At 73.3% G+C, this 13,740-nt stretch carries 13 protein-coding genes and 1 riboswitch; of the genes, 6 read left to right on the top strand and 7 right to left on the bottom strand.

Annotation, left to right across the window (positions count from 1 at the left end):
• Positions 1-132: 132 nt before the first annotated feature.
• Complete coding sequence (locus AB0C66_RS09310; protein WP_362434920.1) at positions 133-891, bottom strand: methyltransferase; 759 nt, start codon at positions 889-891, stop codon at positions 133-135.
• Between the two features lie 190 nt (positions 892-1,081).
• Entirely contained in the window at positions 1,082-1,594 is a 513-nt protein-coding gene (locus AB0C66_RS09305; RefSeq protein WP_362434918.1) for an SAV_6107 family HEPN domain-containing protein, read from the bottom strand.
• Positions 1,595-1,807: 213 nt separating this feature from the next.
• On the opposite strand from AB0C66_RS09305, the gene AB0C66_RS09300 reads away from it, so the two are divergent.
• The 4 genes from AB0C66_RS09300 to AB0C66_RS09285 all read left to right on the top strand — a co-directional run bounded on the left by AB0C66_RS09300 (position 1,808) and on the right by AB0C66_RS09285 (position 7,299).
• Complete coding sequence (locus AB0C66_RS09300) at positions 1,808-2,623, top strand: ATP-binding cassette domain-containing protein (protein ID WP_362434915.1); 816 nt, start codon at positions 1,808-1,810, stop codon at positions 2,621-2,623.
• Positions 2,595-4,679 carry a YhgE/Pip domain-containing protein gene (locus tag AB0C66_RS09295; RefSeq protein WP_362434913.1) on the top strand — a complete coding sequence of 695 codons (2,085 nt, stop codon included), beginning with the start codon at positions 2,595-2,597 and terminating at the stop codon, positions 4,677-4,679. The genes AB0C66_RS09300 and AB0C66_RS09295 overlap by 29 nt, the downstream gene beginning before the upstream one ends.
• A 77-nt stretch (positions 4,680-4,756) precedes the next feature.
• Positions 4,757-5,395 carry a TetR/AcrR family transcriptional regulator gene (locus tag AB0C66_RS09290; protein ID WP_362434910.1) on the top strand — a complete coding sequence of 213 codons (639 nt, stop codon included), beginning with the start codon at positions 4,757-4,759 and terminating at the stop codon, positions 5,393-5,395.
• 371 nt (positions 5,396-5,766) lie between these two features.
• Positions 5,767-7,299 (top strand): NAD(P)/FAD-dependent oxidoreductase, encoded by a 1,533-nt coding sequence (locus tag AB0C66_RS09285; protein ID WP_362434907.1) that lies wholly within the window; start codon positions 5,767-5,769, stop codon positions 7,297-7,299.
• A gap of 27 nt (positions 7,300-7,326) precedes the next feature.
• Here the strand turns inward: AB0C66_RS09285 and AB0C66_RS09280 are convergent, their stop codons facing one another.
• The 5 genes from AB0C66_RS09280 to AB0C66_RS09260 form a co-directional block, all read right to left on the bottom strand.
• Positions 7,327-8,334 carry a hypothetical protein gene (locus AB0C66_RS09280; RefSeq protein WP_362434904.1) on the bottom strand — a complete coding sequence of 336 codons (1,008 nt, stop codon included), beginning with the start codon at positions 8,332-8,334 and terminating at the stop codon, positions 7,327-7,329.
• A 38-nt stretch (positions 8,335-8,372) separates the two neighbouring features.
• The gene (metF, locus tag AB0C66_RS09275) at positions 8,373-9,293 is read right to left on the bottom strand and encodes a methylenetetrahydrofolate reductase [NAD(P)H] (RefSeq protein WP_362434901.1); all 921 of its coding nucleotides are present in this window, start codon (positions 9,291-9,293) and stop codon (positions 8,373-8,375) included.
• Positions 9,294-9,474: 181 nt separating this feature from the next.
• Positions 9,475-10,215 carry a thiamine phosphate synthase gene (thiE, locus tag AB0C66_RS09270; RefSeq protein WP_362434899.1) on the bottom strand — a complete coding sequence of 247 codons (741 nt, stop codon included), beginning with the start codon at positions 10,213-10,215 and terminating at the stop codon, positions 9,475-9,477.
• Positions 10,216-10,300: 85 nt separating this feature from the next.
• A complete protein-coding gene (locus AB0C66_RS09265) occupies positions 10,301-10,666 on the bottom strand; it encodes an Rv2175c family DNA-binding protein (RefSeq protein ID WP_362434897.1) in 366 nt (121 codons plus the stop codon).
• 123 nt (positions 10,667-10,789) lie between these two features.
• Positions 10,790-11,971 (bottom strand): FAD-dependent oxidoreductase, encoded by a 1,182-nt coding sequence (locus AB0C66_RS09260; RefSeq protein WP_362435625.1) that lies wholly within the window; start codon positions 11,969-11,971, stop codon positions 10,790-10,792.
• A 249-nt stretch (positions 11,972-12,220) separates the two neighbouring features.
• A riboswitch (TPP riboswitch) is annotated at positions 12,221-12,334 on the top strand.
• On the opposite strand from AB0C66_RS09260, the gene thiO reads away from it, so the two are divergent.
• Positions 12,332-13,543: a glycine oxidase ThiO gene (gene thiO / locus AB0C66_RS09255; protein WP_362435623.1), complete on the top strand. Its 1,212-nt coding sequence runs from the start codon at positions 12,332-12,334 to the stop codon at positions 13,541-13,543. Its footprint overlaps the riboswitch before it by 3 nt.
• Positions 13,540-13,740 (top strand): sulfur carrier protein ThiS, encoded by a 201-nt coding sequence (gene thiS / locus AB0C66_RS09250; RefSeq protein WP_362434894.1) that lies wholly within the window; start codon positions 13,540-13,542, stop codon positions 13,738-13,740. Before thiO ends, thiS begins: the two co-directional genes overlap by 4 nt.

Raw genomic sequence — 13,740 nt, 5'->3', positions numbered from 1 at the left:
CGTCCATTCCCCTCCCGCCGATTCGCCATGCCGGACGGTGTACCCCGATCATACGGGGCCGAGGGGCCAGTCGGGGGGCCTGTGGCCTACTCCACCTGGTCCGTCCCTCAGGCGGCGGTGCAGGTGGGAGGGTCAGTCACGCTCGGCGAGCACATGCAGCTGGGTCGCGACGGAGTGGAAGGCGGGCAGCTCGGCGGCGGCGGCCTCCAGCTGCAACAGCGCGTCCATGGCTCCGGGCTCGGTGTCCACCAGCACCCCGGGCACCAGGTCGGCGAAGACCCGCACCCCGTGCACCGCACCGACCTCCAGCCCGGCCCCCGCCACCAGCCCGGTCAGCTGGTCGGCGGTGAAGCGGCGTGGCATGGGGTCTCCGGTGCCCCAGCGGCCCTCCGGGTCGACCAGCGCCTGCCGGGCCTCGGTGAAGTGTCCGGCCAGCGCACGGGCCAGCACGGCGCCGCCCAGGCCCGCGGCGAGGACGCTCAGCGTCCCGGCCGGGCGCAGTGCGGCGACCGCGTTCCGCAGGCCCTCGGCGGGGTCGTCGACGTACTCCAGGACGCCGTGGCACAGGACCGCGTCATAGCCGCCCCGCTCCACGACGTCGAACAGACCGTGGGCATCGCCCTGCACCCCGCGCACCCGCTCGGCGACCCCGGCCTCGGCGGCCCGCCGCTCCAGGGCGAACAGCGCGTTGGGGCTCGGGTCGACCACTGTGACGCGGTGGCCGAGGCCGGCGACCGGAACGGCGAAATTGCCGCTGCCGCCGCCGGTGTCCAGCACGTCCAGCGCCCCGTCCCGGCCGGTGGCCTTGGCCCGCCGGTCCAGGGCGTCTTCCAGGACCTCCCACACCACGGCGGTACGGAGGGACGCTCGGGGGCGCTGTGGGTCTGACACGGCGGGTGGCTCCTCGGCGCGGTGCCGCCACCGCCCGGGGGCGATGACGACGACTTACTGACGTCGGGCCCAGCCTATTGCCTCGGGAGCCCCGGGCCGCCCACAGGCGCCGGGCACATTCCGCCCACCGGCGCCGGAAGCCCCCCGACGGCACCCCCGCCGTCCCACGGCACCCCCGCCCGCCGGGGGCTCACCGCCCCGGTGGCGCCTGTTGGGGCAGGGCGGGCTGGAGCTGGAGCATCCGCTCCACCAGCCGCACGAACATGGCCGCGTCACGCAGCAGATCATCGGCGTCCCGGCGGGTGGCCGCGCCCGGTATACCCGCCTCGGCACGGGCCCGGCGGTCGGCGCCGGAGGCGAACAGCCCGCACCACTCGGTGAGTTCGGGAGCGACTTCCGGCAGCACCTCCCAGGCGCTGCGGATACGGGCCCGGCGGCGGGCGGAGGGCTCGGGCCGGCCGCGCACCGCGAGCACGGCCGCAGCCGCGCGCAGGGCGGCCAGGTGGGCGGTGGCGTAGCACTCGTTGGGGGTTTCGAGCCCGGTGGCCTCCTCCAGGCCCTGGTGGGCCTGGCCGAGCAGATCGAGGGCGGCGGGCGGGGCGGCGGCGCGGCGCAGCACGGGGTGGACATCGCCCGCGGGGCCGGTCAACGAAGGGGCGGGGACGGCGGCACGGTGCCGGCGCGCTGCGGCGGTACTGGCCATGACGAACCTCCTGTCGTCGCGTGGCGGTCGGTCGTGTGGTAGAGCGACCGCCGTATGGGCCCATCGTGGGGCACACCACTGACAATCGGCTCTGACCTGCGCATCCGACCCCGGTGCGGCAACCGGGACGAGCTTCCCCTATTCTTCATTTTGAACTGACCGGTCAGTTCAATTTTGTAGGGACTCCAGCATGCGAACGAGGGAGTGGTTCTTGTGGAGGGCACCCCGGACCCGGAGACCGGGGCCGCGGTGACGGCCGAAGGACTCGGCGTCAAGGGCTCACGCGGCTGGGCGTTCCGCGATCTCACCCTCGGCGCCGGACCCGGCGCGCTGATCGCGGTCGAGGGGCCCTCCGGCTCCGGCCGCACCTGTCTGCTCCTCACACTCACCGGGCGGATGCGCCCCGCCGAGGGGCAGGGCAGCGTCGGTGGCTTCCGTGTTCCCCAACAGATGGCGCGCATACGCCGGATGAGCGCCCTGGCCCACGTACCGGGTGTCAGCGAACTGGATCCGGTGCTCAGCGTCGCCGAGCACCTGCGGGAACGCGCCCTGTTGCAGCGCCGGTTCGGAGACGCCCCGCGCGGGCTGCTGCGGCCCCGCCGCGAACGGGCCGCCGCCTCCCGCGCCGCGATCGACACCGCCGTAAGGGCCGCGGGACTCGACCTGGACACGCTGCCCAAGGGGCCGCGCACGGCCGTACGGGACCTGGAGCGGCTGGAGGCGCTGCGCCTCTCGATCGCCCTCGCGCTGATCTCCCGGCCACGGCTGCTGGCCGTCGACGACACCGATATGAAGCTCTCGGACGCCGAACGCGACCAGGTGTGGGCCCTGCTGCGGGAGATCGCGGCGAGCGGCACCACCGTGCTCGCGGTGTGCAGCCAGGCCCCGGAGGACGCCGTTGTCGTCCCGACCCGGCCCATCGAGCACGCGGACGCGGATACGGACGCGGATAAGAACGCGGCCGAGAACGAAGACCACGAGAACGAAGAGGGGGCGGAGGATGCGCTCGCCGAAACTGGCCGCGCTTGAGCTGAAGCGCTTCGGCAGGGGGAAGATGCCCCGGGCGGCGCTCGCCGCCCTGCTTCTGCTCCCGCTGCTCTACGGCGCGCTCTATCTGTGGTCCTTCTGGGACCCCTACGGCAAGCTGGACAAGATCCCGGTCGCACTCGTCAACGCCGACGACGGCGCCACCGTGAAGGGCAAGAACCTGCACGCCGGTGACGACATCACCGGCAAGCTGCTCGACAGCGAGACCTTCGACTGGCACACCACCAGCGCCGCCGACGCCCGTGACGGGGTGGCGGACGGCCGGTACTACCTCTCGCTGACCGTGCCCCCGGACTTCAGCGAGCAGATCGCCTCCAGCTCCGGGAAGTCCCCGGAGACCGGCGCCCTCCAGGTGCGCACCAACGACGCCAACAACTACATCGTCGGCCAGATCTCCCGCTCGGTCTTCACCGAGGTGCGCGCCGCGGCGTCCGCCAAGGCGTCCCGCGGCTTCTACGACAACATCTTCATCTCTTTCTCCGACCTCCACGGCAAGACGGAGAAGGCCGCCAAGGGCGCCGACAAACTGGGCAACGGCATCTCCAAGGCCAAGAAGGGCGCGGGCGACCTGGCCAAGGGGCTCGGCAAGGCGAAGAAGGGCACCAAGGACCTCAACTCCGGGCTCGGCAAGCTCAACAAGGGCGCCGACAGCCTGGAGAAGGGCTCGGGCAAGGTCGCCGACGGCACCCAGACCCTCTCCGACAAGGTCAACGACGTCTCGGTCAAGGTCGGTCCGTTCCTCAAGGCGCACGGCGCGGAGATCGGCAAGGTCTCCCGGCTGGTCGCCGACGCCGCGCAGAAGGCGTCCGACCACCTGGACACCCTTCCGGAGACCACCTCCAGCGCGGCCACCAAGGCCCGTACGGCCTCCGACGACCTGGCGGCCGACTACCGGACGCGCTGCAAGGGGGTGGTGACCCTCGATCCGGACTGTCCGGCGCTGAAGAGGTCGGTGGCCGCCGCCGACACCGCCGCCGATGTGGCCGAGCAGGTCAACAAGCTGGTCAAGGACAACACCGGTCAGCTCGACCGGCTCGGCACCCACCTGGACGATCTGCACTCCAAGGCGACCTGGCTCGCCGACAACGCACCGCACCTCGGTAAGGACCTCGACACCGCCGTAAGGAAGATCAACGCCCTCAACTCCGGGGCGCACAAGGTCGCCAAGGGCGCCGGAACCCTCCACACCGGTCTGACCACCGCCAAGACCGGCGCGTCCGACCTCAACAGCGGGGTCGGCACGCTGCACACCGGCGCGAACACGCTCAGCGGCGGGATGTTCAAACTGGTCGACGGCTCCGGCAAGCTCTCCGGCGGACTGCACGACGGCGCCGCGAAGATCCCCGACTACGACAAGCACGACCGGGACGCGCGCACCGATGTCATGTCGGACCCGGTCCAGCTCGTCAACCAGGCGATGCACAAGGCACCCAACTACGGCACGGGTTTCGCGCCGTACTTCATCCCGCTCTCCCTCTGGGTGGGCGCCATGGTGGCCTACATGCTCATCCAGCCGCTGAACCGGCGCGCGCTCGCCGCGGGCGCCAACTCCTGGCGGGTGGCGCTCGCGGGCTGGCTGCCGGTGGCCGCGATCGGGGTGCTCCAGACACTGGCCCTGATGGCCGTACTGCACTGGGCGATCGGCCTCCAGATGGACCGCGCGGCGGGCACCATCGGCTTCCTGATGCTGGTGACGGGGTGCTTCGTGGCGATCGTGCAGTGGCTCAACGCACGGTTCGGACCGGCCGGGAGAATCCTCGTCCTGGCGCTGCTGATGCTCCAGCTGACGTCGGCGGGCGGCACCTATCCGGTGCAGACCAGCCCGCACTTCTTCAACGTCATCCACCCCTTCCTGCCGATGAGCTATGTGGTGGACGGGCTGCGCCGGCTCATCACCGGAGGCGGGCTCGGCCCGGTCTGGCTGGCCTGTGCGGTGCTGGTGGGCTACAGCGTGGCCGCCCTGGCCCTCACCGCCTGGTCGGCCCGGAGCAAGCAGGTGTGGTCCGTCGACCGGCTGCACCCGGAGCTGACCCTGTGAGCCCCGGACCGGTGACGGCGGCCCCGGGCCCCCGGCCCGCGCGCGGCACCACATACCCAGCGGGCACAATCGGCGCCATGGACAGCAGCAACACACGTCGCCGGGCCACCCGTCAGAAGCTCTTCGAGGCAGCGGTCACCCTCATCGCGGAACAGGGCTTCTCCTCCACCACCGTGGACGAGATCGCCGAGCGGGCGGGGGTGGCCAAGGGCACGGTCTACTACAACTTCGCGAGCAAGACCGTCCTCTTCGAAGAGCTGCTGCGGCACGGTGTCGAGCTGCTGACCACCTCCCTCCAGCACGCCTCCGACGAGAACGCCGAACGCGGCGGCAGCCATGTGGACGGTCTGGACGCGATGGTCCGCGCCGGGCTGGGCTTCATCTCCCGCTATCCGGCGCTCACCCAGCTGTACGTGGCCGAGCTGTGGCGGACCAACCGCGCCTGGCAGTCCACCCTGATGATGGTCCGGCAGCGCGCCATAGCGGTGATCGAGACCGAGCTGCGGGACGGGGTGGCCGCGGGTGAGCTGAGCGAGGACCTCGACATCCCGCTGACCGCCTCGGCGCTGTTCGGCATGGTCCTGGTGGCCGCGCTCGACTGGCAGTCCTTCCAGCCCGAGCGGTCGCTGGACGATGTGCACGCGGCGCTCTCGCTGCTGCTCCAGGGGCGGGTGGGCGGCGGGAGCACGGCCGAGGGCACCCCGGCACCGGGCTGATGACGGCACCGGGGGCCGGGCGCCGGGCGCAGCAGAAGGCGCTGTCCCGGCACGGTTTCGACCTCGATCGGTCCCGTGCCGGAACAGCGCCTCCCCCCGTAACTCCCCCGTAAGAGCCACCGTGGCAGCGGTGGCTCCCCCGTACACCCCCGGTATGTCCGGGCCCCCGCCGTTCCGCCGCCCCGTGTCGGCGGTCCGGCGAGCGGCCCTTCCGTGTGCTCCACTCTTCCGTCCGGACGGGCTCCCGCCCATCCGCGCGGCTACTCATCTCCCCGTCTGAGTACGCGTACTCAGACCCCCGCGCTCCTCCCCACTGCCGTACCGCGGACCGCCGTCCGCGGCTGTCGGTGGCGGCGGATAAGGTCGCGGTCATGGCACGGATTGCGGTGATCGGCGCGGGGATGGGCGCCATGGCGACGGCGGCCCGGCTGGCCGTCGCGGGCCACCGGGTGGTGGTGTACGAGCGCGGCCCGGCGCACGGCGGCGCGGTCGGGCTGTTCGAGCGGGGCGGTTTCGCCTTCGACACCGGCCCGGGTCTGCTCCATCTGCCCGCGGTCTACCGGGATCTGTTCGTGAAGACCGGCAAGGAGACGCTGGAGCGGAGCGTCGAGCTCAGCCAGGTCGATCCGGCCGCCCGTCATCTCTTCGCCGACGGCACCGAGGTGCTGCTGCCCAACGCCTCGCACGGCGGGGTGGGCCAGGCGCTGGACGGCGCGTTCGGCGCGGGCGCGGGCGAGCGCTGGAGCGATCTGCTCACCCGGGCCCGCGAGGCGTGGGACGCCACCCGCAGACCGCTGCTCGAGGAGCCGCTGCGCGCCGACTGGCAGGCCCTGGGCCGCGATCCGTATCCGGCCGCCCCGGTGCGGCGCTGGTTCGGCGGCCGCCGCCCGGCCACCCTCGCCGAGGTGGCGCGCCGCGAGCTGAAGGACCCCCGGGCGGTCGCCCTGCTGGAGAGCCACGCGCTGGCCCATGGCATCGATCCGCGCTCCGCCCCCGCCTCCGCCACCGTGCTGCCCTATCTGGAGCAGACCTTCGGCACCTGGTACGTACGCGGCGGGACGCGTGCGCTGGCCGACGCGCTGTATGAGCGCTGCCGTCAGCGGCGGGTGGAGTTCCGGTTCGATGCCGAGGTCACCGGCATCGCGGTGCGGGACGGCCGCGCGGCGGGCCTGGCACTGGCCGACGGCACCGCCGTCGAGGCGGACGCGGTGGTCGCGGCCGTCGACCCGGCGCTGCTGCCCCCGCTGCTCGGCGGAGCGCGCCCCTGGGGCGATGGCGACGTCGCCCCCGACCCTGACCCCGGGCACGGCTCCGCGGGCCGTCTCACCGTCCATCTGGCGCTGCGCGGCGCCCGCCCCGAGGGCACCCCGCACCGGACCGTGGTCCACGCCCCGGACCGGGCCGCGGAGTTGGCCGGTGTCTTCGGCGACGGCCACCGTACGCGCCGCCCCTGTCTGCGCCCCACCGTGACCGTGCTCCGGCCGGGCGACCCCACGGTGTGCCCGGACGCGGACCACGAAGGGGTCACCCTCACCGCGGTGGTCGCCCCGCACGGTCCGGTGGACTGGGCCGACCGCGAGGCGGCCGAGGACGACGCGGACGGGCTGATGACGGCGGCCAAGGCGGTCATCCCGGACCTGGCCGACCGGGTGCTGTGGCGCGAGGTCCGTACGCCCGTCGACACGGAGGCGGAGACCGGCGCGCGCGGTGGCGCGGTGCCCGGCCCGGCTCTCGCGGGCGCCGGGGGCCGCCTGCTGCGCCCGGCCAATCTCACCCGTCTCCCGGGCCTCTATCTGGCGGGCGGCTGGGCCCACCCGGGCGGCGGACTGGCTCACACCGGAATGTCCGGTGCGCTGGTCGCCGGGCTGATCGTGGAGGGCGAGGACTTCCGCGGCTCGCGGTGACCAGCGGCCCCCGAACCCTGCACGGGCTCAGTAGCGGTACTGCTCGTCGTAGCCCTGCTGGAAGCCCTGCTGCTGGTAGGGGTACGGCTGCTCGGCCGGGGGCTCGGCCTCGCCGTCGCGCTGCTGCGGCACCCAGGTGCCGCCGGGCTGCATCGGGTCGCCGCCCGGGGCGTACTGCCCCTGCGCGGGGTACGAGCCGCCCGCCGCCCAGTGGTCGCCGGAGAGCGGATCGCCGCTGAGCGGGTCGGTGCCGTAGGGGTCCTGCCCATAGGCGGCGTACGGATCGGCGTACGGCTGCTGCTGGCCGTAAGGCTGCTGCGCCGCGTACGGCTGCTGCTGGGCGTACGGATCGCCCTGGGGCTGCGGCTGGGCGGTGCCGTAGGGGTCGCCATAGGCCGCGTACGCCGCGTTGCCGTAGTCGTACTGCCCCTGCTGGCCCGCCTGGCCCGCGTCGGCGTACGCGTCCTGGCCGTACGCGTGGCCATGGCCCTGGCTGTCGTCCTGCGAGCCGTAGCCGCCGTAGGTCTCGTACGCGCTGTAGCCGTCGTTCACGCCCCCGCCGCCGTACGCCGCCGCCCCGGCGGGCGGGGCGGACGGGAAGGGCGAGTTGCTGTCGTAGACGCCGTACTCACCGGTGTCGTCGGGCATCGGCTCGGGCCGGTACATGGGCGGTTCGGCCGGGGCGGCCGGGACGTCCTCCAGGTCCGAGACCTGGAGGATCGGTTCCGGCTCGGACGGCCCGTCGTGCTCCTCGTCCCGGCCCCGGCCCAGCCCCGGCAGTCCGCCGCGCAGCGCCCATCCGGCCGCGAAGCCACGCCGGAAGGAGAGCGTCACATAGGTCTGGCCGACCGCGAACGTGATCGCTCCGATCACGATCACCAGCACGGACGGGACGAGCACTCCGGCCACCACACCGAGGAAGCCGACGAAGGCCAGCAGCCGCCAGCGCAGCCGCGCCTTGTACTGGAGCAGGACCTCCCCCAGCAGCCATAGCGCGACGACGCCGAACGCGATGTAGAGGACCGTCCAGCCCATGCCCGCCCCTCTCAAGTGCGGCCGCCCGTCGGCTGCCGTTACGAGGACCGCTGATGCAGTCCCAGGTTCTCGTAGATTTCCAGCGTCGCCGTGGAGTGGTTCAGGGTAATGAAGTGCAGCCCGGGGATCTCCTCGGCCATCAACCGCGCACACAGCTCGGTGGCGTAGTCGATCCCGATCGAGCGTACAGCGGCCGCGTCGTCCTTGACGGCCAGGATCCTCTCCGCGAGCTCGGGCGGAAAAGCCGCGTTGCTGAGCTTGGCGAACCGCTCGATCTGCCGCACGTTCGTGACGGGCATGATTTCAGGGATGATCGGCGTCGTACAGCCCGCCGCCGCCACTCGGTCGCGCAGCCGCAGATAGTCCTCCGGGAAGAAGAACATCTGGGTGATGGCGAAATCCGCGCCCGCGCGGCACTTGTCCACGAAGTGCCGGATATCGGTGTCCCAGTCCGTGGAGCGCGGGTGCATCTCGGGGAAGGCGGCGACGCCCACACAGAAGTCGCCCGACTCCTTGATCAGCCGGACCAGCTCGACGGCGTAGTCGAGGCCCTCGGGGTGCTGGACCCACTCCCCCATCGGGTCGCCCGGCGGGTCGCCGCGCAGCGCGAGCATGTTCCGGATCCCGGCGTCGGCGTACTGGCCGATGATGTTGCGCAGTTCGGCCCGGGAGTGGTTGACCGCGGTCAGATGGGCGACGGGGGTCAGGGTGGTGTCGGTCGCGATGCGCTCGGTGGCGCGCACCGTGCCCTCGCGGGAGGAGCCACCGGCGCCGTACGTCACGGAGACGAAGGTCGGGGAGACGGCCTCCAGTCGGCGGATGGCGTTCCACAGTGTGTGCTCGCCCTTCGCCGTCTTGGGGGCGAAGAACTCGAAGGAGTACGACTGCTCGCCCGAAGCGAGCAGGTCGCGCACGGTACGGGCGCGGTCGGTCCTGGTGGAAGCGGTGCCTAGGGCCATATTGGGAAGGTTAGCCAGCGGGGTGGGCCGCGCCCACCCGAGCGGGCGATATTTACCTTTTGCCGGGGGCGCGTCCCGCAGTGCGGACACCCGGAGCGCCCGCCCTCACCTGCGCCGAAGCACTCGGAGAGCCCGGTGCGGCCAACCCGTCCTGCCGGCGGAACCGTGCCGCCCAGCGGAACTACGCCGCCCGGACCCGCTTGGCCAGCCCCGCCGCCGCCTCCGCCGGGTCGGCGGCGGCGGTGATCGCCCGGACCACCACGATCCGGCGCGCCCCCGCCTCCAGCACCTCGTCCAGGTTGGACGCGTCGATACCGCCGATGGCGAACCAGGGGCGGGTGGGGCGCAGCGCGGCCGTATGGCGCACCAGGGACAGCCCCGGGGCGGGGCGGCCGGGCTTGGTGGGGGTGGGCCAGCACGGGCCGGTGCAGAAATAGTCCACACCGGGCTGGGCGACCGCCGCGGCCACCTCCGCCTCCGCGTGGGTGGAGCGCCCGATCAGCACGTCCTGGCCGAGGATCGCGCGGGCCGCCGGGACGGGAAGGTCGCCCTGGCCCAGATGGAGGACGCCGGAGCCGATGGCGTGGGCGACGTCCGCCCGGTCGTTGACCGCCAGCAGCGCGCCGTGGCGGCGGCACGCCTCGGCGAAGACGGCCAGGTGGTCCAGCTCCTCGGCCGCCTCCATGCCCTTGTCGCGGAGCTGGACGATATCCACTCCGGAGGAGAGCACGGCGTCCAGGAACTCCGGCAGATCGCCCTGGCGTTTCCGGGCGTCGGTGCACAGATACAGCCGGGCGTCGGCCAGCTTCTCGCGAGCGGACGAACCGGCGGACGAGCCCGCGGACGGGGCGGCCGACGAACTCGCGGACGAGCCCGCGGACGGACCGGTCTGCGGACCGGTGGACGGGCTGGTGGCGGCCATGGTGCGGCGGTCCCCCCGGGTCGGCGGCGTACGGGCGGGGGACGCTGCCCCCGCCCGCACGCCGAGGTGGTGGTGCGGAATGCGGTCAGACGGCCAGTGCCTGCGCCCGGCGCTTCACTTCCGTGCCGCGATTCTCCCGCAGGGCCCGCGCCGGGGTGCCGGGCAGGGTGGGGTCGGGGGTGAAAAGCCACTCCAGCATCTCTTCATCGCTGAAGCCGTCGTCCTTCAGAAGCGTCAAGGTCCCCATGAGGCCCTTGACGACCTTGCCGTCACCGATGAACTCCTCGGGCACCTGAAGCACCCGGTTCTCGCCACGGCGCACCGCGATCAGCTGGCCCTCCTTGACCAGCTGCCGGACGCGGGTCACCTCGACGCCGAGCCTCTCGGCGGCGTCGGGGAGCGTGAGCCAGGCGGGGACGAGAGCATCGATCTTTGCGTCAATCTCGGTCACGGCACAAGCCTGCCATCTGGGACTGACAGTGGATAGCCGGGCGTCCGCCGCGCGGGCGGTCCCGCCCCGTCCACCGGGCCCCCGCCCCGCGCCCCCGGCGCGGGCCCGAGCGGTCGGGAAGGGTCAGGAAACGGCGGACTTCAGCGGCACCGAGGGGTCCGTGGCCCGCGCCCGGTCCAGCCGGGAACCGCGTTCGATCAGTTTGCGGCCCTGGGCCAGATCGCGCGGACGGCCGACGGCCAGCAGGGCGACCAGCACCCCTTCGCGCAGCCAGCAGACCGCCCACGACGCCCCGGCCGGATCGCCCCGCCACACCAGTTCGTCGGCGGCCGCGTGGTGGCCCGCGTACTGGACGAACCGGCCGAACTGCTCGGACCAGAAGTACGGCACCGGGTCGTAGACCGAGCCGCCGGTGTGCGCGGCCGTCCGGCTGCCCACGACGTCGGCGGCCACCGTGCGCGGCCCCTGGAGCGCGTTGTCCCAGTGGTGCACCAGCAGCCGGGTGCCGTAGCGCGCGGAAGGGAAGGAAGCGCAGTCGCCGACCGCGTAGACGTCCTCCACCGAGGTGCGCAGCCGCTCGTCGGCCGCGACGGACCGGTCGTCCGCCAGCTCCACGCCCGAGCCCGCCAGCCAGTCGGTGGCGGGCCGCGCCCCGATCCCGACGACCACCGCGCCCGCCCGCAGCCGGGTGCCGTCGCCGAGCAGCAGCCCGCTCTCGTCCACCCCGTCCACCCGGGCGCCGGTGACCAGGGTGGCGCCGTAATCCGCGTACCAGTCGGCCATGGGGGCGGCGACCTCGGCCGGGAGGGCGCCCGCCAGCGGCCGGTCGGCGGCCTCGACGACGGTCACCACGCAGCCCGCCTCCCGGGCGGCCGTGGCGAACTCCGCGCCGATCCAGCCCGCCCCCACGACCACGATCTCGTGCTGCCGGGCGAGCACCGGGCGCAGCCGCTCGGCGTCGTCCAGGGTGCGCAGCAGATGGACGCCGGGGACGCCCTTGCTGCCGGGCAGGGCGATCGGCTCGGCACCGGTGGCGATCACCACCACGTCGTACGGCACCGGCCCGGACTCGGTCTCCAGCCGTCGCGCTTCGCCGTCGAGCGCGGAGACCGTGACGCCGAGCCGCAGCTCGATGCCGAGCGCGGGGAAGTCCACGTCGAACGCCGACCCCTCGGCCTTGCCGAGCAGTACGGCCTTGGACAGCGGCGGCCGGTCGTACGGCTGGTGGGGTTCCGCGCCGAGCAGCAGGATCTCCCCGGCCCAGCCCTCCTCACGCAGCGCGACGGCGGTCTGCACCCCCGCCATGCCCGCGCCGACGATCACCACCCGCTGCCCGCTGCCCACCGTGGACACCGGCGCCGCCGCCGTCACCGTACTCGTCGTCTGATCGCTCACACGATCACTGTATGGCGGGGCGCGGGGCGGACCGCAGAGCGCGGGGCGAGATCTCCCATACAAGATCGATGCAAGGCATACGGCAGGTTGTTGCCGTGATTCCCGGATCGCCCGGATCGCCCTTCCGGGCTCTTCGGGGCTCGTACTAGGGTGGCGCCTCAGAGCACTCGCGGGAGTTCGGACGCACCGGGCTGAGAGGGAGGCTGGGGCGGCCTCCGACCGTATGAACCTGATCCGGGTCATGCCGGCGAAGGGAGGGGCAGCATGCCCATGCGCACATCGGGGATCCATGCGAGCACCAAGGGGACGCAAGGCTACGACGCCCTCGTGATCGGGGGCGGCATCATCGGCCTGGTCACCGCCTGGCGGGCGGCCCAGCGGGGGCTGCGCACCGCGCTGGCGGACCCGGCGCCGGGCGGCGGGGCGGCCATGGTGGCGGCCGGGATGCTGGGATCCGTCGGCGAGTTCCAGTACGGCGAGCACGCGCTGCTCGATCTCAACCTCGCCTCCGCGGCCCGCTATCCGGAGTTCGTGGCGGAGCTGGAGGAGGCGGGCGGCCAGGAGGTCGGCTACCGCGACAGCGGCACGCTCATGGTGGCGCTCGACGCCGACGACCGCGCCCATCTGCGCGACCTCCATGAGCAGCACCAGCGCTACGGGCTGGACGTGGAGTGGCTCACCGGGCGCGAATGCCGCCGTCTGGAGCCGATGCTGGCCCCGGGCGTCCGCGGCGGTATGCGGGTCGACGGCGACCACCAGGTGGATCCGCGGCGGCTGACGGCGGCGCTGCTGCGCGCCTGCGAGCGGGCCGGGGTGGTCATCCACCGTCTGCTCGCCGAGCGGCTGACGGTCGGCGGGGACCGCGCCACCGGCGCCGAGCTGGCCGACGGCACCCGGGTGTCCGCCGGGCAGACCGTGCTCGCCGCCGGAAGCCTCAGCGCGCGGCTGGCGGGTGTGCCCCCGGAGGTGCTGCCGCCGGTGCGCCCGGTCAAGGGCCAGGTGCTGCGGCTGACCGTGCCCGCCCCCTACCGGCCCTTCCTGTCCCGGGTGGTGCGGGCCGTGGTGCGCGGCACGGACGTCTATCTCGTACCGCGTCTCGACGGCGAGCTGGTGATCGGCGCGACCTCCGAGGAGCGCGGCTGGGACACCACGGTCACCGCGAGCGGGGTCTACGAACTGCTGCGCGACGCCCATGAGCTGATACCCGGCATCACCGAACTGCCGCTGGTGGAGACCTGTGCCGGGCTGCGTCCCGGCTCCCCCGACAACGGCCCCTTCCTCGGGCCGACGTCACTGCCGGGGCTCCAGATGGCCACCGGCCACTTCCGCAACGGCGTCCTTCTCACCCCGATCACGGGCGATGTCATGGCCGAGGCGCTGACCGGCGGAGAACTCCCGCCGGTGGCGCGCGCGTTCACCCCGCACCGGCTCGACGGCACCGCCCGGCCCCCGATCAACGCAGCACAGGAGCAGCCCGCATGACCGTCTCCGTAAACGGGGAGCCCCGCGAGATCGTCGAGGGCACCACCCTCGACCGGCTGGTGGCCACCCTCACCCAGGCGCCCTCGGGCGTCGCCGCGGCCCTCAACGAGACGGTGGTGCCGCGCGGCCAGTGGCCGGTGACGGCGCTGGGCGAGGGCGACCGCGTCGAGGTCCTCACCGCGGTCCAGGGAGGCTGA

It is taken from the genome of Streptomyces sp. NPDC048636, assembly GCF_040650655.1.
Lineage (GTDB): Bacteria > Actinomycetota > Actinomycetes > Streptomycetales > Streptomycetaceae > Streptomyces.
Note: the sequence above shows the minus strand (reverse complement) of the source record. Positions and strands in the feature narration are given on the sequence as shown.

Excerpts from the sequence above, each read along its gene's own strand:
- AB0C66_RS09305 (WP_362434918.1), bottom strand. The coding sequence starts at position 1,594 with ATGGCCAGTACCGCCGCAGCGCGCCGGCACCGTGCCGCCGTCCCCGCC.
- AB0C66_RS09295 (WP_362434913.1), top strand. The coding sequence starts at position 2,595 with ATGCGCTCGCCGAAACTGGCCGCGCTTGAGCTGAAGCGCTTCGGCAGG.
- AB0C66_RS09290 (WP_362434910.1), top strand. The coding sequence starts at position 4,757 with ATGGACAGCAGCAACACACGTCGCCGGGCCACCCGTCAGAAGCTCTTC.
- AB0C66_RS09285 (WP_362434907.1), top strand. The coding sequence starts at position 5,767 with ATGGCACGGATTGCGGTGATCGGCGCGGGGATGGGCGCCATGGCGACG.
- AB0C66_RS09280 (WP_362434904.1), bottom strand. The coding sequence starts at position 8,334 with ATGGGCTGGACGGTCCTCTACATCGCGTTCGGCGTCGTCGCGCTATGG.
- metF (WP_362434901.1), bottom strand. The coding sequence starts at position 9,293 with ATGGCCCTAGGCACCGCTTCCACCAGGACCGACCGCGCCCGTACCGTG.
- thiE (WP_362434899.1), bottom strand. The coding sequence starts at position 10,215 with ATGGCCGCCACCAGCCCGTCCACCGGTCCGCAGACCGGTCCGTCCGCG.
- AB0C66_RS09260 (WP_362435625.1), bottom strand. The coding sequence starts at position 11,971 with ATGGCGGGGGTGCAGACCGCCGTCGCGCTGCGTGAGGAGGGCTGGGCC.
- thiO (WP_362435623.1), top strand. The coding sequence starts at position 12,332 with ATGCGCACATCGGGGATCCATGCGAGCACCAAGGGGACGCAAGGCTAC.
- thiS (WP_362434894.1), top strand. The coding sequence starts at position 13,540 with ATGACCGTCTCCGTAAACGGGGAGCCCCGCGAGATCGTCGAGGGCACC.